Consider the following 18,424-nt stretch of genomic DNA (forward strand, 5'->3'; position numbering starts at 1 on the left):
GGCAAGGGAGAGAGCTCCAGACTCTCCGGCTGAACGAAGTCCTCCGAGCGGACCGGACGCCCGTTGCGCCGGGCGTTGTACTCGGCGGTGCGGTCGTGCCAGATCCCCGAAAGGGGCTGTTCCTCCAGCAGAGCCTGGACACCATGAACCCCTGGCCAGTCCAACGGGCTGGCGACCAGCCCCTCTTTGACACCCTGGGACATCAAGTAGTGGAGCCGTTCGACCTGAACGGCCTCCTCTCCACTGATCTCCCGGACCTTGTAGGGCTGTGGGAAGACGCACCCCTCCCATCCATAGAGACGGCAGATCTCCCGAGCGGCCTTGGAGGTGAAGTATTCCATGAAGTCGGAGAGAACTTTCTGGGTTTCCGATCTCAGGAGCAAGTGAAAGTGGTTGCTCAAGAAGGCCGGATAGACCACGTCGACGGGGAATCGCTGAGCCGCGCGGGCCAGCGCCCCGACGATGAGCTCGTTGAGGGCTTGAGAAGGTTTGAGCAGGAAGCGCCCCTGGAAGGTCCTCTGCGTGACCTCGACCAGGGTGCACTCGGGCGAAAGATATCGAGGTTGGTGACTCATAACACTTCTAAGGAAGCGAAACGGGTCCGCCATCGCTCATCTTTTTGGGAAAAAGTTGGTAGAGCGAGGCTGGAGGGGCCGGCAGGGCCGCTCTGGGGACTGCTTCTGCGATTCGGGTAGGCCCTGATTCAGGCTAGTCGGGTAACTTGTCGACCCGAAGCCTGGTTTGGGCCGTTTCTCGAGCTTTGGAGATCGGTCGGGGAAGGAGACGGACCGCGAGATGCGAACTCTCCATACTATTCGGGTAGGGAGCGTGCTCGAAGTCGTTTGCCCGCCCTAAACCCCACCCAAGTAGTGGTGCCAAAGAACCCTTGCTGCCACCGCCCGCCAGGGCCGCCAGGCTTCCCCCAGCTCTTCCAGCTCAGAAGCCGACGGACGCTCCTCCAGCTCCAGCACGTCCTGAGCCGCCACCGCCAACGCCAGGTCCCCCACCGGCCAGGCGTCGGGCCGCCCCAAGGCCATCAGCAAGTAGACCTCCGCGGTCCATGGGCCGATCCCCGGCAACCGAACGAGCTCCCGCCGGACGTCCTCATTCTCCATCTCGTCCAGCTTCGAGAGATCGAGGGAGCCGTCCAGCAAAGCGGCCGCCAGCCCGTGGCAGTAGCGAATCTTCTGCCGGCTGAAGCCCAGGCCGCGCAGCTCATCGGCTTGCAGCGCAGCGAAACGTTCCGGTGTCAGCTCCGCAACCGACCTCAGCAGCCGGTCAAAGACTGCCCGTGCCGAGGCCAGCGACACCTGTTGTTCGAGGATCATGTGCACCAGAGTCGGGAAGCCAGGCTCCCGTCGCCACAGCGGTGGTGGTCCCAGTCGCTCCAGAATTGCCGCCAAACGAGAATCCCGCCCCACCAGGTCCTCGAGGGCCAACCTCAACCCCTCCTCCGTCAGAGGCTCCAGCCTCCTGGAGGCCGGACCTCGCCCACCATCCGACCGCTGCTCGAAAGACTGCTCTCGGCCGTCCGCTCTCTTCCGCCTCCCGGACTTCCAGCTCATCGTCTGTCTCCCATTCCGATCCCCATCTCTGCTGCCCACAGCCCTCGGAGGATAGCCCGCCTCCCGGGTGGTAGCGAACGGGCTCCCGAAACCCTGGCGACCGAAGTGACGTCCCTTCGCCCAACGGGGCGCCCGTAACTCCTCAGATACGGCGCCGCTGAAGTGTGCCCACCAGGCTCTCGAGTCTTCGCACGGGCAGTGGAATCCGGGTGATTTCTGGTAATGTAGAGGCCCCCTGAAGCTCAAGCTAATACTCGGTTCTCGATCATCCCGGCGTTCTGGAGGCCATCTCGTGACCACGACCCTCGGCAAGGCCCTTACCACAGCAATCGTACTCAGCTGGCTGGCTCTCCTCCCCGGGGATGCTCTCGCCCAACCGACTTTCACGAAGACCTTCTCCCCCGACACCATCGGCCCGGGGAGTGCTACGGCCCTGACCTTTTTCATCACTAATGGATCCGGCACCGCCCTCACCGACCTCGCCTTCACCGACAACCTGCCCGCGGGCGTGACCCTCGCCAGTCCGGCGGTCCCGTCCACCGATTGCGTTGGCGGAATCCTGACGGCCCCCGACGGTGGCACCACCATCAGCTACGCGGGCGGAGGCCTCGGAGCCTTCGCCACCTGTACCGTCCAGGTCCTGGTGACCTCGAGCACTGTCGGCACCCACATGAACGTCTCCGGGGATCTCACCTCCAACGGCGGCAACAGCGGTCCTGCCATTGCAGATCTCACCGTAGCCACCGACCGGCCAAGCTTCAGCAAGAGCTTCTCCCCCGCCGCGATCCAGAGAGGCGCCCGCAGCACGCTGACCTTCACCATCGACAACTCTGCCAATGGCTCACCGGTCTTCAGTCTGTCATTCAGCGACCCCTTGCCCAGTGGGTTGGTCGTCGCCGACCCCGCCAACGCATCCACTACCTGCACCGGCGGGGTTCTCTCCGCTGTCCCCGGTAGCAGCACCTTCTCCTATGGTCCGCAGTTCGGGGGAGACGCCTCGGTCACCGCGGGCGCCTCCTGTACCGTGTCCGTCGACACCATCACCACGGGCGGCGGCACGCTCGACAACGTGTCCGGAGAACTGACCTCCTCCTCCCTCGGTCCTCCCGCCTCCAGCGGGTTGGCGGTGGCTTCCCTGGTGATCAACGTCGACACCATCGACTTCGCCAAGAGCTTCCTCGATGACCCGACACTTCCGGGGGATACGGTCGATCTGCAATTCACCCTGCGCAACCTGGATCGCAGCAACCCAGCAACCAACATCGAGTTCACCGACGACCTTGACGCCACGCTCTCCGGTCTGGTCGCTACCGGTCTTCCTGCCAACGATGTCTGCGGCTCCGGATCCATCCTCAGCGGAACGAGTCTGTTGAGCCTCACCGGAGGCAACCTCGCCGCTGGCGACAGCTGCACTTTCAGCGTCACCCTGCAAGTGCCCGCCGCCGCGATTCCCGGTGCCTACCCCAATGTCACCAGCTCATTGACCGCCGATCTGGGAGGCAGTCCGTACACCGGCAATCCCGCTTCCGAGACCCTCTTCGTCGACGTCGCCCCGGTGCTCACCAAGACCTTCCTCACCAACCCCGTAGGCTCCGGTGAGGTCACCAGCATCGAGTTCACCATCACCAACAGCAGCCCTACGGATCCGGTCACCGACATTACTTTTTCCGACAACATCACCCAATTTCTCTCCGATGCCACCATCGTCGGTCTTCCTGCGGCGGGTTTCTGCGGTCCCGGCTCGACAGCCTTCGTCTTCACCGTCGTTGGAGAGCTGACGCTGATGGTGAACGGCGGCAGCCTCGCCGCCGGTGGCAGCTGCACCTTCACCGTCGATCTGATGATCGCCGCAGGTGCTCCCGGAGGAGACTTTGTCAACACCACTTCCAACATCTCCGGCACCATTGCCGGCACCACCCGCATTGGCAAAGCCGCCAGTGCCACCCTTACCATCGCCGAGGCTCCGGATCTAGCCAAGGAGTTCACCGACGACCCGGTGCAGCCCGGCGACACGGTCACCCTGGAGTTCACTCTCACCCACGACGAATTCTCCGCTAGCGACGCCACCGGGATCAGCTTCACCGACGACCTCGATGCCGCCCTTTCCGGGTTGGTGGCCGTCGGTCTGCCCGCCAACGACGTCTGTGGCACTGGTTCGCAGATCTCCGGCACCTCCACATTGTCCTTCACCGGCGGCACGCTGGCTCCCGGAGAGACCTGTGTCTTCTCCGTCCTCTTGCAGGTCCCCGCTGGCGCCATCCCCGGCACCTACACCAACTCCACCTCCGCCGTCGTCGCCGATGTCGGAGCCGTGTCAGTGGTAGGCGGCACCGCCAGCGACTTTCTCGAAATCAGCGGTTTGACGCTGACCAAGGAGTTCATCGATGACCCGGTCATCCCCGGTGACACGACGACCCTGCGCTTCACCCTCGCCAACACCAGCGCCTCCTCCACCGCCACGGGCATCTTCTTCACCGACAATGTGGGCGCTGTGATCCCGGGGATGACCGCTCAAAGCCCCTTGCCCGATACCAGCGCCTGCGGCGCCGCATCCTCTCTCAGCGGTACCTCCACCTTGATCTTCGCCGGCGGCGAGCTGAGCGCCGGAGCCTCCTGCAGCTTCGACGTCATCCTTCAAGTCCCAGTAGGTACCGCTACCGATACCTATTCCAACACCACCAGCAATCTGGTCGCCCTCATCGACAGCAATCCGGCGACCCTCGATCCAGCCTTCGACTCGTTGATGGTCTCGTCTGAAGCGCTGCTACTGACCAAGAGCTTTACCGACGATCCGGTGGCGCCCGGGGAAATGGTGACCCTCGAGTTCAGTCTCACCAACATGGATCCTTCCACCATGGTGACGGCGCTGACTTTCACCGACGACCTGGACGCCGCCCTCTCCGGGCTCACCGCCGTGGGTCTTCCCGCCATGGGGTTCTGCGGAGCTGGTTCGACTCTCACCGGTTCCAGCCTCTTGACCCTCGCCGGCGCCAGTCTGGCACCGGGAGCGACCTGCACCTTCAGCGCGACCTTGATGGTCCCGGCTGGTGTTCCCTTGGGAGCCGTTGCCACCAATACCACTAGCGCCGTCACCGGCAGTCTCGGTGGTCTGCCAGTGGACGGAGCTCCGGCCTCCGACGACCTCCTTCTCAACTTCCTCAGCCTGACCAAGAGCTTCGACGGCCCCACCACCGCCGGAGGAACCGCCGAGCTCACCTTCACCATCCAGAATCTGAGCTCCACCGCAACGGTGGCGGATCTGGAGTTTTCCGACGACCTGACCGCGGCGCTGCCCGGGCTGGTGGCCACGGGCCTACCACAGAACGACGTCTGTGGGACCGGTTCGCAGATCAGCGGCACCTCCTTCCTCACCTTCACCGGTGGTGAGCTGCTGCCCTCTGCTTCCTGCTCCTTCATCGTCACGGTGGCGATCCCCGGCGGCACGGGCGCAGGTACCTACACCAACACCACTTCCGACCTGATCCAGGCGGGGCTGGTAGCGGGCACCCCCGCTACCGCCGATCTGACTATCGAACCGCCGCCAACCTTCGCCAAGGTCTTTGCTCCCGACTTCATCGGCGTCGGCCAGGTCAGCACCCTGACCTTCACCATCGACAACTCTGCCAGCGCGCTGGCAGCGACCTCCCTGGACTTCACCGACAATCTGCCCGCGGGAATGTTAGTGGCAACCCCTGCCAACGCCGCCACCACCTGCACCGGCGGGACCCTCACCGCCGTCGCCGGCACCGGCGTCGTCAGCTACACCGGTGGCTCCGTCGCCGCCGGCGCCACCTGCACCGTCACCGCCGACGTCACCGCCGGCAGCGCCGGTGCGCTGGACAACCTCAGCGGCGACCTCACCTCGTCCTCGGGAAATAGCGGCAACGCTACCGACACCCTGACGGTCAACCCGCAACCCGGCTTTGCCAAGGCCTTTGCCCCCAACCCGATCATCATCGGTGGAGTCAGTACCCTGACCTTCACCATCGACAACGGTGCCAGCACCGTCGACGCGACGAGCCTGGACTTCACCGACAATCTGCCCGCGGGAATGTTGGTGGCAACCCCCGCCAACGCCGCCACCACCTGCACCGGCGGAACCCTCACCGCCGTCGCAGGTAGTGGCACTGTCAGCTACACCGGCGGCTCCGTCACCGCTGGAACCACCTGCACCGCCACCGTCGACGTCACCGTCTCCGTGGCTGGAAGCCTGGTCAATACCAGCGGCGCGCTGACCTCGTCCTTGGGGACCAGCAGCGACATCGCCACCGATACCCTGGTGGTCGATCCGCCGCCGACCTTTACCAAGGCCTTCAGCCCCGACACCATCACCGCCGGGGGTGTCAGCCTGCTCACCTTGACCATCGACAACTCCGCCAGCACGACGGCGGCCACCGGGCTCGATTTCACCGACAATCTGCCCACGGATCTGTTGGTGGCGACCCCCGCCAACGCCGCTACTACCTGCACCGGCGGGACCCTCACCGCCGTCGCCGGTAGTGGCACTGTCAGCTACACCGGCGGCTCCGTTGCCGCCGGTGCCACCTGCACCGTCACCGTCGACGTCACCACCGCGGTAGCCGGGGCGTATCTCAACACCACCGGCGACTTGACGTCTTCTCTGGGCAATAGCGGCGGCGCCGTTGCCACTCTCGCCGTGGACCTGGCGCTGCCGGCGTTCAGCAAGGCCTTCGCACCGGATCCCATCCCGGTGGGTGGAGTCAGCACCCTGACCCTGACCATCGACAACCCGGTCAACGCGTCGCCGGTGGGCAACCTCGGCTTTACCGACAATCTGCCTGCTGGCTTGGTGGTGGCGACCCCACCCAACGCCGCGACGACCTGCACCGGCGGAACTCTCACCGCCGTTGCCGGTAGTGGCACTGTCAGCTACACCGGCGGTACGGTGGCGGCGCTCTCCAGCTGCATCGTCACTGTCGATGTCACATCGGACACCCCCGGCGCCTACACCAACGTCACCGGGGACCTGACCTCCGATGCCGGCAACAGCGGCACCGCGACGGCGGTGCTGAACGTCATCGAATCGGTGATCTTCACCAAGACCTTCATTCCCAACCCGGTGCTGCGGGGAGGGCTGGTGGACGTTGAGTACACCATCACCAACCCCAGCTCCAGTGCCAGCCTCAGCGCCCTCGCCTTCACCGATGACCTGGGCGCTGCCGTACCGGGGCTGGCCGCCGTCGGGCTGCCCGCCAGCGACGTCTGTGGCACCGGCTCGGTGCTCTCCGGCACCTCGGTACTGACCTTCGGCGGCGGCTCGCTGCCCGCCGGTGGTTCCTGCACCTTCGGCGCCACGCTGCAGGTACCTGCCGCGGCGGCCCTGGGAATCTTCCCCAGCACTACCAGCTCGCTGAGCTTCTCGGCGTCGATTCCGCTGGTGGGTGGCGGCTTCCAGGCCCCGCCGGCCTCGGCAGATCTGGAGATCGTCTTCCTCGAGTTCACCAAGGCCTTCGCAGAGCCCATGGTCATCGCCGGCGACACCATCACCCTGACCTTCAGCCTGGTCAACCCGGATCCCGTCAATGGGGTCTCGAACATCACCTTCACCGACGATCTGGATGCGGCGCTGCCGGGAATGGTGGCGATCAATCTGCCGCTGATGGATGTCTGCGGAGCGGGCTCGGAGGTCAGTGGTTCCTCGATCATCACCCTCACCGGCGGTAGCCTCGCCCCCGGCGGCAGCTGCCTCTTCGACGTCGAGGTGGAGATCCCGCTGGATTCTCCGGGCGGGGTGATCACCAACATCACCAGCGCCCTCACCGCCACCGTCGCCGGCCAGACGGTGCAGGGCGACCCCACCGGCGTCGCCCAGGCGGATCTGGAAATCGACTCCAACCCGGTGGTGATTCCGACCCTCGGCACCTGGGGTCTGCTGCTGATGGCGGCCCTCACCGCCTTGACGGCGCTCTTCCTGCTCCGCCGGCGGACCCAGCCCGCTCCCCGAGGCCGGCACGGCGGAGCACGCTGACGTCTAGCTTCCCTTAGACATCGAACGAAAAAGCCCCGCCGGCGGACCTTCCGCGGCGGGGCTTTTCATGTTGCGGGCCTCGAGGGCCCCGGAGCCTCGGCTACATCGAGGACTGCTCGTCCGCCGACGGACCGTAGGTGCCGGGAACGGGAACGTCCAACAGCCTCAAATAGACCGTCAGCTGCCCCCGGTGATGGATGCTGTGATGCACGACGATGTCCCGGATCACCACCTTGCGCGGCGTCTCCATGATCACCTGGTCCCCGCTCCGCATGACCCAGATTGCCTCCATGAAGGCGTCGTCACGGCCGCGCAAAGCCTCGATGCAGCCTTGGGCATAGCTCTCGAAAGCTTCGACCAGCTCGGCTCTCGTGGTCGGCACGAAGGGCTTGTACTCCTTGTCGGCCTCGGCGAAATCCATTTCCGCCTCGAGCATCGACTCGATCCATTTGGGCGTCTCGGCGAGGTGGCCCGCCAGCTGAGCCAGAGACATGCTCTTCTCGTGGGGCTTCCAGGCAAAATGCTCCTCCGGAACAGCCTCCAGAACCTTGCGGGTCAAGGGAATCTCACGCTCCAGATCCGCTATCAGCGCTTCACTCGTCGTCATGACCGGTCTCCTTACTTCTAGAGTGGATCCGTCTCGCATCGATATGCATATCAGTTGGAGGGCCGTCGGAGCAATCTCGAGAGCCCAAGGCCTAGAGCTTCCAATCTCCGCGAGTTTCCGCCTCCTCTATCCTTTCGCAATTATCCAGTAATAACAGAACTTCACAGAAGCAGCAGATCGCAGGAGACCTGGCGAAGGTGCTTTGTCAGAAGTGTCGCCTCGCTCAGCCGCCAAGTTCTTACAAAGCTCCAAAACTGTGCCCTGGCCGGCGGCACCGCGAGACAGCGGGTTAGCCTCTCTCTGAGAGCATCCATTTTTTTGATAAGCAGAATATTCCTTTGTTGCCATGCACCTTTCCGTACGCTCTCCACGGACCAAGGAGCCTTTTGAAGATGTCCACAGTACCCTCCCAGCCTTCATCGTCCGACCTCGAACCCGGAGCCTTGCGGGAAGCTTTCCTGGAATGGTTCTCGGGAATGCAGGAAGAAGCTTCGCTGCGCCTTGCGAGCAGTCTCCTGCAACGGCTCATCCACCGGCAGCTCGAAGATTCCCCGCCGCCGGACCCGGAATCCGTCGTGGCACAGAGAGTCCGCGCCATTCTCGCCGACCTCTTCGTGCTCTCCGGCTTCTTACAGAAAGGCGTGCAGCAGCGGGCCGCCCGGCCTCTCTCTCCCAACGACCGCGAGCTGGTACGGGAAGCCGGACGCACCGGCGACCGACTCCTGGTGTGGACCGAGGTCCTCTATCCCAAGTCTGGCCTCTCCCCCACGGATCATCCTTCCACGGAGGATTGGGAGCGCTTCTTCAGCCTGCGGGAAACCGCCCTGTGGTCCATCTCCGAAGCTGAGGCCCAGGCTCTCCGCGATGTCACCGCCAGCCTCTTCTCTTCCGTCCGCCGCCGGCGCCGGGAGGCCCCGGTGAGCTCGGCACCGGCGATCCGCGACGAGATCCGCGCCGTGCTCTGCGATCTGCGCCATCTGGCGGCGTTCACCACCGAGACCGGAGAGCTGGCGGACGAGCCTCTCGGGCAGGCCCTGACCACCCTTGGCCAGCGGCTGCTGGCGGCGGTGCGGCGGCTGGACGCGGTCCAATCCTGGCCGATCCCCGCGCCTCCCTCCCGGGATCGCTCCTGGCAAGCGGCGCCTCAAAGGCCCATGGGGCGGCAAGAGGTCGTCTGAAGTCTGAGCAGCCAGCAGGCCTACGCCTCGCTGCGCTGTGCCACCACCTGCAGAATATTGTCCTGGATCCGGCTCATGAAGAGCCGGGTCCACAGCCTCGTGTAGCCGTTGAAGCGGGTGTTCAGCCTGTGGGTGCTCGATAGACGGAGCAAAGTCCGCTGGGGTCCCAAAACCTCGAGCTCGTAGCGGCCGTCGAGGACATCGAAGTATGGCCCACCGACGGCCACGTGGCGATCGAAGGTCTTCGGGGGTACGTTCTCCGGATGGATGGAGAACGCCAAAACCCGCTCCGGCTGCCACTCCGTGACCTCCTCGACGAAGAGAATCCCGCCCTCGAAAGTTGCGTGGCGCACCGCTCCCACACCCTCCCCTTCGAGGGTCGCCGCGATGGGCCGCGGGAAGCCGATACGGTGCACGAAGGAAGGGGCCAGCTCCTCCGGAGCGATGGCCGGTACCTCACGAATCTGCTCCCACACCGCCGCCGCAGGAGCCGCGATCTCGATGCGGTTCTCCACGATCTCCAACGCCTGCGGTGGGGTCCACAGATGCTCTGCCGGAGTCAGGGCGAAGGGCAGTACAGCGGCTACCGCCATCACCTGCAGCTGCCGCGACCGCGAGCTGCGCACCGCCTTGCGGACAAAGCCCGTCACCAACCCGGAGATCACCGCCAGACCGACGAAGAGGGGGCTCCAGATGACGATGCAGATCATCCCTTCCCAGGCCAGTAGCAACGCCACTACCAGCGTCAGAATGGAAATCCCCAACGGCACCATCAGCCAGCTGATCCAGCCCTCGTCCTTTTCCTCCCGCAGCATCAGGACTCCGATCACACCGATGGCCAGGGGGACACCGAATAGGAAACCGAGAGTCATCACCCCGAAATAGCCTTCGAAGGAGGACGAGGCGAAGAACAGGCGGCAGAACAGTCCGTAGGCGGCTCCCACCAGCACTGATGTGATGGGCACGAAGAAATCGCGAAAAGAGTTGGACAGCTTCATGAGCGCTCCTGAGCTCTCAGACCTGGATTTGATGTTCGGTTGCTCCCCGGACTATACCCCCCAAGGATTCTTCCCCACTCTCTACTATTCGGGTAGGCCCTCGCTGGGGCCTGCCTGCAAGCCGACTCTCAGACTCCTTGGAGGCTCTTTCGGAATCTTGCTATTAACGAACGGTCGTGCTATTCTCGCTTTATGGGCAAGGGAGCCGCTACCAAAGCCGCGATCCTCGAAGAGGCTCTGGCCATCGCCAGCCAAACGGGTTTCGAGACCCTCTCCATCGGCCAGCTGGCGGACGCCGTGGGGATGTCCAAGAGTGGACTGTATGCCCACTTCCGGGACAAGGAAGATCTGCAGCTCCAGGTTCTCCACCGCGCCACCGAGCTCTTCGGCAATACCGTCGTCGAGTCGGTGCGGGAGATGCCTCCGGGAGCAGCCCGGTTGAAGGCGTTGATGGAGGGTTGGCTGCGCTGGACCAAGCTCCAGGAAATGCCCGGCGGCTGCATCTTCATGTCGGCGGCCCACGAATACCAGCACCGCCCCGGGCCGGTGCGCGACGCTCTGGTGGCCTCCCAAGAGCGCTGGATCTCCTACCTCACCTACCAGGTTCAGCAGGCCATCGACGTCGGCGAGCTCTCCCCCACCGTCGACGCCGAGCAATTCGCCTACGACTTCTATGCCCTGGCGCTGGCCTATGAGCATTTCAGCGGCCTCCTCGGTGACCACCAGGCCGAGGACCGCGCCCGGGCAGCCCTGGACCGCCTCCTCGAATCCATCCAGCCGGTGAACTGAGAGAAGACGATGGTGCTCTCCATGGAACTTCCTTGCTTCGGGAAAAGCACGAACGTTCGCTCTTTGGGCAACTCGGTGCTCATCCTATTCGTTCTCTTCGCGGCCTTCCCCGGCGGCCCACTATGGTGTGATGAATCGGAGACCGCGCCCGCCGAGGACTCCTTGGAGGCCATTCCCAATCCTTTGGAAGCCACCGTCGCCATGGGTACCTGGGCACGGCAAAGGACCCGCGGCCTCACCGACCGTCTTCAGCGACTCCAAGCTCTCCACCGACCCTTTGTGCGCCCCGGACCGGCTTTCATCGAGGAGATCACCGGCCCCACCCCCACTGCCCGTCAGGCCTTCGAGACCCGCCGCTCCGACTGTGTCGGGTTTGCTCTGCTCCTCTCCAGCCTGGCGCGGGAGCTGGACATCGAGCTGCGCTTCGTCCTCGCCGGACAGGTCGCGACGACGGACCGCTCCGGTACCTTGGAAATCCAGCGGGGACATCTGGCGGTGCTCTTCGAGGGACGGGTCTTCGATCTCGCCGGCGAGGAAGCCTACGATCCGCAGCGGCATTGGACCATCAGCCGACGCACCGCCTTGGCCCTCTACCACTCCAACCGTGGCGCCCAGCGCCTGGCCCAGGGCTCCGCCGCCGAGGCGGTGGAAATCCTTTGGCGAGCGCTGCGGCTAGACCCCTCCTTGGGTACCGTCTGGAGCAACCTCGGGGTCGCTTTGCGGCGCTCCGGAGATACCGCCGGAGCGGTGCTCGCCCACGAGATGGCCCTGCGTATCGATCCCGCCGACCCCGGAGCTCGGAGGAACCTGGGCATCGCCTGCGCCGAGCCCCTCACTGACTAGTCCCCGGCATCATCTCTTCCCGTCGGAACGCCAAGGGCCCGGGGTAGTGACTGCGCTGTCGACCCTAACGCCAGCCCTCCCGCTCCACCGCCCGGTTGATGTGGGCCACGTGATGCCGTCCGTGCCAGGCGTAGGTACCGACGGTGTGGGCCAGGGAGACGGTGCCCCACTCGGGGTGGACGAACTCCCGCTGCAGCTCCTGAGGTCCCAAGGAACGCAGCAGCACCGTCCACTTGGCGTGTAGCAGGCGTAGGAATTCGAGACTGGTGGCGACGGGAGTGAGGCGGGTGTCCGGCAGCTCCGCCCAGGCCGCCTCGTCGTAGGCCTTGATGGTCGGCCGATCCTCGGTGAGGGTCCACTTGAAGCGGACATAGGCGTTCAGATGACTGTCCGGCACGTGATGGACGACCTGGCGGATGGTCCACCCCTCAGGTCGGTAGGGGGTGTCCAGCTGGGCATCCGTCAGCCCCACCACTGCCGCCGCCAGCTGCCCCGGCAGCGCCTCGATGTGGCCGATCCAGCCTTCGAGCTCTTCGTCCGTCACCGCCCCGGAATGCTCGAACCGGCCGATGGGGTATCGCAAATCGTTCATCGCAGCTCCTCGTAGTTGGTCGTGGCCTCAGGATGCTATCCCGAGACGCCGCACCGGAACCCAGTTGGTGTTTACGCCGGGAGCAGCGCGATATGATCGCAGCGCTCAAGCTCCGACCAGAAAGTAGGCTCGCCGTTGAACGACATCTCCCCGATGCCGAGCGCTGCGGGGTCCGTCCAGGACCTGGGGCAGCGTTTTCTCGGCTTCACCGCCGACCGGCCCCAGCTCCGGCGCAAGGCTCACTTCGAGCCCTTCTTCCAGCAGGTCCAGAAAGTCACGCCTTCGGTGTGCGGCGTTCCCCTGGAAGTGAAGGATCCGGTGCAGCCGTGGCCGGTGTGGATCGATCCGGCCCTGAACCGCGAGCTGGGAACCACCGCAGTAGGGCTCACTCAGCTTTTTCGCACCCTCCCCCAGCGCTTCTTCGGCGGTGACGCCACCGCCGTCGCCGACTTCCTCGGCCTCGACGCCACCACCGTGGCCATGCTCCTGGCCGAGCCCCACCTCCTCGACCAAACCCTCTGCCGTGGCGACTTCCTGCTCACCACCAGCGGCCCCAAGCTGCTGGAGCTGAACCTCGGCAATCTCGGTGGCTGGCAATTCTCCGCCCTCGAAGCCCTCTACCTCGAGCGCCCCGACGTCATCGAGTTCCTCGGCCAGGAAAGACTGATCCCCCATACCGCCGGCTCCATCGGTGCCCTCTTCCGCCACGTCCTCGGCCATGCCCTAAAGCACCCCCTGGCGACAGCGGCAAGCCCCGGCCCCTTGAACATCCTCATCGTGGTCTCCAACCAAGGTGCCACTTCCTTCGCCTCCCATCCTCGGCGGCTCTATCAGCGTGAGCTGCTGAGCGCTCTGAAAGAGCTGGCTCCAGGTCGGGCAGTGCGCCTGCAGCTCGCCCGAGTCCAGGACCTCGCCTTCCCCGGTGGCGAGGTGCACGTCAACGGCGTGCGGTACCACGCGGTGATCGAACAGAACGACACCGAAGCCAGCCGTGAGATCTTCCGCTCCTTCAAGGCCGGCCAGATCCACTGCTACACCAGTCCCCACGGCATGGTCCTCGGGGACAAACGATGGCTGGCGCTGCTGTCGAGCCAGAGCGAGTCCCCCCTCTTCACCGACGAGGAGCGGGCTCTGATCCGCCGGGCCATCCCCTGGACTCGAGAGGTCAGCCCCCGGGCAACGGTCTTTCGGGGCTTGGAGCTGCCTCTGCCGAAGCTTCTTCAGCGCCACCGGACGGAGCTGGTGCTCAAGGCCGGCCAGGGCTACGGCGGCGCCCAGGTGCACGTCGGCCGCGCCCTCCCGGAGGCGGAGTGGCAGACGCTGGTGAAGCAGGCGCTGGAAGAAGGCAGCTGGATCGCCCAGGAGTATTTGGAGCCGGTGATGCCGGTGCTCCAGGACGGCGACGACGGCACCGCGCCCCACCGCATCGTCTGGGGCCTGATGGTCTTCGGCGAGACCTACGGCGGCCCGTATTTGCGTCTGGCACCGGAGCGCCTGGGAGCGGTGGTCAATGTCGCCCGGGGTGCCCGCGTGGGGCTGGCCCTGGAGGTCGCCGGCGGCTGATCCGCCGACGCCGCCATCCCGCGGCGACGATCCCCGAAGGCTCCCGTGCGCACCTCTCGTCCCCCTACCCCCAGCCCCGCTCCTGTCGGCGATGGCGCCCCCGGGGGCACCCGCGTCTTCCTCTCCCTCTGGGCCGGTCAGGTGCTCTCCCTCCTGGGCACCGCCATCGGCCGCTTCACGGTCATGCTCTGGGCCTGGGAGCAGACCGGCGAGGCCACCACCTTGGCGCTCCTGGGCTTCTTCGAGATGGGCACCACCGTGCTCCTCAGCCCACTGGCGGGGGCCGTGGCGGACCGGATGCCGCGCAAATGGGCCCTGATCCTCAGCGATTTGGGTGCCGGAGCGGTCACCGCCGCCCTGCTGACGCTCTACCTGACGGGGCATCTCCAGGTCTGGCACCTCTATGTCGGCGCCGTGCTCTCCGGCGCCTTCGAGACCTTCCAATTCCCCGCCTACTCCGCCGCCGTCACGGTGCTGGTGCCGCGCCGGCACTACGCCCGCGCCAGCGGCCTCATCTCCATGGCCGAGACCGCCTCCCGCGCCTTCGGTCCACCGCTGGCGGCGGCGCTGCTACCGTGGCTGAATTACGGCGGCCTGCTGGTCCTCGACCTCGCCACCCTGGGGCTGGCCTTGATGATCCTCGTCTTCCTACGAATTCCCGAACCGGAAGTCTCGGAGGAAGGTGCCCGCAGTCGCGGAAGCCTGCTCCACGAAGCCAGCTGGGGGTTTCGCTACATCTTCGCCCGCCGCGGCCTCCTGGGCCTGCAGCTGCTGCTCTCGGCGGTCAACTTTCTCGCCAGCTTCGCGGTGGTGCTGCGCTCCCCCATGATCCTCGCCCGCACCGCCGGTGACGCCCAGATCCTCGGTAACGTGCAGGCGGCGGCGGGGATCGGCGGCCTGGTCGGCGGTCTGCTGCTGGCTTCCTGGGGAGGCCCCCGGCGCAGGGTCCACGGCGTCTTCGCCGGCATCTTTCTGGCGATGCTCGGCAATCTGATCCTGGGCAGCGGCCAAACCGCCTGGGTATGGGCCGCCGGTGCCTTCCTCTTCCCCCTCGCCATCACCGTCTCCAACGGCTCCAACCAGGCCATCTGGCAGGCCAAGGTGGCACCGGACCTCCAGGGGCGGGTCTTCGCCGTCCGCCGTCAGATCGCCCAGCTCGCCGGTCTCCCGGGCATGCTCCTCGCCGGCCCCCTGGCGGATCGCCTCTTCGAACCCGCTCTCTCCCCCGGCGGCCAGCTCACCCCGAGCCTCGGTCCCGTCTTCGGCACCGGCCCCGGCGCCGGCATGGGCCTGCTCCTAGCCCTCAGCGGCATCGCCGGCCTCCTCCTCCTCTCCATCGCCCTCGCCCAGCCGTCCTTGAGACATGTAGAGGACAGCCTGCCGGATCATCAGCTAGCGCAAGGCTCGCAGGAATGAGGGCCTCCCCAGCGGGGGATCCCACCATGCCGTGGAACACCCACAGCGACGGACCGGGGGCGATGTTCCGCAGCACGAAGACAGCCCTAAGACTCTTCTTTTGAGTTACTTGAAGGCCCCCTACCCGAATAGTTGCGACCTCGCTGGCGAGGCCCTACCCGAATAGTAGAAGCTACCCGACCAGCTGATGGAACTCCCGCCGCCAGCGGTTGAAGTCTTCCTGCGGTGAATTTCGAGTCGCCAGCAGGGCGTAGGCTTCCCGCCGCTCCGGATCGATCCATAGGCTGGTGCCGGAGAAGCCGGGATGACCGAAGGCCTTGGAGGAAAGACCCGGGCCGGAGCTGCCCGCGTCGTCCTGCCGGGCCCAGCCCAAGGCCCAGCCCGTTGGCTTGCCTGCCCCGGGCTCGGAAAGAGCCCGCCGAACCAGCTCCCGTGGCATCGGGGCGGAGGGTTCGCCCAGAGCAGCCCGCAGCCAAGCCTGGCCGAAGGTCAGCACATCCCCCAACGACCCGAAGAGCCCGGCGTGACCGCTGAGGGCTCCGAGGGCTCCACCGTCTGAGCGCCCGGCGAGGAATCGGGCGTTGCCGTCCTGGACCAATCCTTCCCCGACCCCTTCCTGCACCACTTCCAGGGGCGAGGCCTGGAGCGGTACCCGCAAACCCAAGCCCTCCGCCAGCTCCACTTCCTTGGCGGTATCCATGGGGCTGAGGAGCACGTTCTGCTGGAAGTGGGCATCGAGGGGCCGGATCGTCTTCAGCCCCCAGGGAACGGTGACGTGCTGTTCCATCAGCTCCGCCAGGGAACGGCCGGTTCGACGTTCCGCAGCGAAACCCCAGAGGATGTAACCCAAATCGCTGTACACCGCCCTGCCTTCTGCCTCTCCGTGCAGCCATCGCCCCCTGAGAATCTCCGCCCGCGCCTCCCCTCGACCGTTCACCAGCTGATAGAGCGGAATCCAGGGGGCGAGGCCAGAGCGGTGGCGCAGAAGGTCTTCCAGGCGGCAATGGGCAAGGGCCGGGGCGGTCTCGGGCCAAAGCTCTCCCAGCTCGCAGTCCAGCAGCAGCTCACCGGCGGCGTCGAGGAGCAGAGCGAGGGTGGCAGTGAAGGGCTTGGTGAGGGAGGCGAGATCGAAGCGGATGTCGGAAGGGGCGGCGGCCAGGCCAGGAATCGCAGCGGCGCCGAGAACCTCGGGCTCGCCCTCCCCCACCCGCCCAGCGACGGCGGCGCTGGCGGCGCCGGCGGTGACGAGGCGGTCGAGAAAACTCCGGATACGGGCTCGAACGGATTCCACGGTGTGCAGACTATCGTGATCTGAAGCGCATCGATCCTCGAGGCGCCCCGCAGGCGAGCAGCAAAGCTCTCAGTAGTTCCCCGGATCTCCCGTCTGGAAGATCACCACCCGCTGCCCCGCAGTGATCCGCCCCGCCGCCACCAGGTCCTCCAGAGCGGCAAGGCACGCAGCCCCCTCGGGGCCGACTCGCTGGCCTTCGCCGTGGGCAATGTGCTCCGTGACCCCGGGCAGGCGATCTTCCTCGATGGCCAGGGCCGCGCCGTCGGTTTCCCGCAGGGCGCGGAGGATGAGGAAGTCCCCGATGGCCTTGGGTACTCGCAGACCCCACACCTTGGTATCGGCGTTCTGCCACGGCTCTGCGTGCTCGGTGCCCTGCTCGAAGGCCCGCACCATGGGGGCGCAGCCGGCCATCTGCACCACTGCGAAACGCGGGCGGTGAGAACCGATGAGGCCCAGCTCCTCCAGCTCGGCAAAGGCTTTGTGCATGCCGACGATGCCGGTGCCGCCGCCGGTGGGATAGAGGATCCAATCCGGAAGCTGCCAGTCGAGCTGCTCCGCCAGCTCCAGGCCCATGGTCTTCTTGCCTTCGACGCGGTAAGGCTCCTTCAGGGTGGAGAGATTCCAATAGCCGTCGTCGAACTCCGCCAAGCGGCTGGCGGCGTCCACCAAGGTGCCCGGAGAGGTGAGCACCTGAGCCCCCACGTCCTGGCAGCGCCGGGCGATGACCGGAGGGGTATCCTCCGGCAACGCCACGCGGCTGGGCAGTCCGGCAGCGGCGGCGTAGGCGGTGAGGGCGAGGGCGGCATTGCCGGCGCTGGCCAGCTGCACGCCGGGAGCGCCCAGCTCCCGCGCACGGTTCACCGCCAGGGACAGCCCCCGGGCCTTGAACGAACCGGTGGGGTTGCCGCTCTCTTCCTTGAGCAGGACCTCGACCCCCGGCGGTCCGCTACGGCGCAGCGGTACCAGCGGCGTGCCCCCCTCGCCGAGATCGATGCGGGCGGAGTAGTCCTGTAGCGGCAACAGCTCGCGGTAGCGCCACAACGTCCACGGGCGCCGATCCTCGCCAGCGGCTGCCAGGCCTGCTCGCAGAGCTTGGCCGCGGGCCGGGCTCAGGTCGTAGCTCACCAGCCAGGGAAAGCCCGCCGGGGATAAGAAGGCCGGCTCATCCAGCGGCGCCGTGGCGCCGGTCTTCGAGCACACCAGCTCCCGCGCCCAACGCTCCTCGGGTTCGCCCTCAGCGGGCGGTGTCATCCTTGCGTCGCTCATTGGGTTTCCCCCAGCGCCAGCTCGTAGGCGGCGCGATAGCGGGCCGCCACCGCGTCCCAGGTCAAATTGCGCTCCGCCCGCTCGCGGCCGGCGGCGCCCAGGCGGCGGCAGAGCTCGGGGTCCGCCGCCAGCTCTGCGAGGGCGCGGCGTAGGGCCGGCCCGTCGCCCTCCGGCAACAGCCGCCCGGTGACGCCCTCCTCCACCGCCAGAGGGATGCCGGAAATGGCCGACGCCGCCACCGACAGACCGCTGGCCATGGCCTCGAGAATGACGTTGGGCAAGCCGTCCACGTTGCCGGCGGTGCACGATCCCGCGGGCAACGTGGAC

Annotated in this window: 14 protein-coding genes; 6 read left to right on the forward strand and 8 right to left on the reverse strand. The window is 66.2% G+C overall.

Features of this window, described 5'->3' with window-relative positions; genetic code table 11:
* Both SX243_18070 and SX243_18075 read right to left on the reverse strand, forming a co-directional pair.
* A partial coding sequence (locus tag SX243_18070; GenBank protein MDY7094883.1) for a hypothetical protein occupies nucleotides 1–575 on the reverse strand: 575 nt, incomplete at its 3' end.
* A gap of 276 nt (nucleotides 576–851) precedes the next feature.
* On the reverse strand, nucleotides 852–1,445 hold the full coding sequence (locus tag SX243_18075; GenBank protein ID MDY7094884.1) for a DNA-3-methyladenine glycosylase 2 family protein: 594 nt from the start codon (nucleotides 1,443–1,445) through the stop codon (nucleotides 852–854).
* Nucleotides 1,446–1,857: 412 nt separating this feature from the next.
* Here SX243_18075 and SX243_18080 point away from each other — a divergent pair, with 412 nt between their 5' ends.
* Complete coding sequence (locus tag SX243_18080; protein ID MDY7094885.1) at nucleotides 1,858–7,554, forward strand: hypothetical protein; 5,697 nt, start codon at nucleotides 1,858–1,860, stop codon at nucleotides 7,552–7,554.
* 100 nt (nucleotides 7,555–7,654) lie between these two features.
* On the opposite strand, the gene SX243_18085 is transcribed toward SX243_18080, so the two are convergent.
* The gene (locus SX243_18085; protein MDY7094886.1) at nucleotides 7,655–8,161 is read right to left on the reverse strand and encodes a DinB family protein; all 507 of its coding nucleotides are present in this window, start codon (nucleotides 8,159–8,161) and stop codon (nucleotides 7,655–7,657) included.
* Nucleotides 8,162–8,553: 392 nt separating this feature from the next.
* Here SX243_18085 and SX243_18090 point away from each other — a divergent pair, with 392 nt between their 5' ends.
* Complete coding sequence (locus SX243_18090) at nucleotides 8,554–9,339, forward strand: hypothetical protein (protein MDY7094887.1); 786 nt, start codon at nucleotides 8,554–8,556, stop codon at nucleotides 9,337–9,339.
* 20 nt (nucleotides 9,340–9,359) lie between these two features.
* Here SX243_18090 and SX243_18095 read toward each other — a convergent pair whose 3' ends face one another.
* Nucleotides 9,360–10,337, reverse strand: a complete 978-nt coding sequence (locus tag SX243_18095; protein MDY7094888.1) for a hypothetical protein — start codon at nucleotides 10,335–10,337, stop codon at nucleotides 9,360–9,362.
* A gap of 192 nt (nucleotides 10,338–10,529) precedes the next feature.
* On the opposite strand from SX243_18095, the gene SX243_18100 reads away from it, so the two are divergent.
* Both SX243_18100 and SX243_18105 read left to right on the forward strand, forming a co-directional pair.
* Entirely contained in the window at nucleotides 10,530–11,126 is a 597-nt protein-coding gene (locus tag SX243_18100; protein ID MDY7094889.1) for a TetR/AcrR family transcriptional regulator, read from the forward strand.
* A gap of 75 nt (nucleotides 11,127–11,201) precedes the next feature.
* On the forward strand, nucleotides 11,202–11,969 hold the full coding sequence (locus SX243_18105; GenBank protein ID MDY7094890.1) for a transglutaminase domain-containing protein: 768 nt from the start codon (nucleotides 11,202–11,204) through the stop codon (nucleotides 11,967–11,969).
* Between the two features lie 64 nt (nucleotides 11,970–12,033).
* On the opposite strand, the gene SX243_18110 is transcribed toward SX243_18105, so the two are convergent.
* Nucleotides 12,034–12,561, reverse strand: coding sequence for a putative metal-dependent hydrolase (locus tag SX243_18110; protein MDY7094891.1), 528 nt, complete (start codon nucleotides 12,559–12,561; stop codon nucleotides 12,034–12,036).
* A 135-nt stretch (nucleotides 12,562–12,696) separates the two neighbouring features.
* On the opposite strand from SX243_18110, the gene SX243_18115 reads away from it, so the two are divergent.
* Nucleotides 12,697–14,124, forward strand: coding sequence for a hypothetical protein (locus SX243_18115; GenBank protein MDY7094892.1), 1,428 nt, complete (start codon nucleotides 12,697–12,699; stop codon nucleotides 14,122–14,124).
* 45 nt (nucleotides 14,125–14,169) lie between these two features.
* Complete coding sequence (locus tag SX243_18120) at nucleotides 14,170–15,540, forward strand: MFS transporter (GenBank protein ID MDY7094893.1); 1,371 nt, start codon at nucleotides 14,170–14,172, stop codon at nucleotides 15,538–15,540.
* Between the two features lie 172 nt (nucleotides 15,541–15,712).
* Here the strand turns inward: SX243_18120 and SX243_18125 are convergent, their stop codons facing one another.
* The 3 genes from SX243_18125 to SX243_18135 form a co-directional block, all read right to left on the reverse strand.
* Nucleotides 15,713–16,831: a serine hydrolase domain-containing protein gene (locus SX243_18125; protein ID MDY7094894.1), complete on the reverse strand. Its 1,119-nt coding sequence runs from the start codon at nucleotides 16,829–16,831 to the stop codon at nucleotides 15,713–15,715.
* 69 nt (nucleotides 16,832–16,900) lie between these two features.
* Nucleotides 16,901–18,082: a threonine synthase gene (locus SX243_18130; GenBank protein MDY7094895.1), complete on the reverse strand. Its 1,182-nt coding sequence runs from the start codon at nucleotides 18,080–18,082 to the stop codon at nucleotides 16,901–16,903.
* A gap of 11 nt (nucleotides 18,083–18,093) precedes the next feature.
* Nucleotides 18,094–18,424: glycosyltransferase family 4 protein (locus SX243_18135; protein ID MDY7094896.1), on the reverse strand; the 331-nt coding region annotated here is incomplete at its 5' end.

The organism is Acidobacteriota bacterium (assembly GCA_034211275.1).
GTDB lineage: Bacteria > Acidobacteriota > Thermoanaerobaculia > Multivoradales > JAHZIX01 > JAGQSE01.